This window comes from Paenibacillus tyrphae, assembly GCF_027925525.1.
Lineage (GTDB): Bacteria > Bacillota > Bacilli > Paenibacillales > NBRC-103111 > Paenibacillus_G > Paenibacillus_G tyrfis_B.
Genome location: NZ_BSDJ01000120.1, coordinates 1 through 266 on the forward strand (window position 1 = coordinate 1; position 266 = coordinate 266).

The 266-nt window shown below is 43.6% G+C and carries 1 protein-coding gene; it reads right to left on the minus strand.

The window, feature by feature from the left end; all coding sequences use genetic code 11:
- Nucleotides 1-14: 14 nt before the first annotated feature.
- Nucleotides 15-266: hypothetical protein (locus QMG93_RS35135; protein ID WP_281944540.1), on the minus strand; the 252-nt coding region annotated here is incomplete at its 5' end.

Consider the following 266-nt stretch of genomic DNA (forward strand, 5'->3'; position numbering starts at 1 on the left):
GCACTCACTCATGTTCAGTTTTGAAAGGTGCAATGCCTTTCAAGCTTGGCCGTCTTGCCAAAAGTTGATGGTTGCATCAGCCGGGTGGACATGCTAAGATAATCTTCCTGCCGCTGAAACGGCAGCGAAGCAAGATTTGTTCCTTGAAAACTGGATAACGAAACAAAGCGTAAAGCTGAATCATCCTTAGTTTTACTAGTTAATACCGCGAGGTATATATCTTTTGGAGTGACTTTTGTCGAAGACAAGCGGAGCGAGAAAAGATA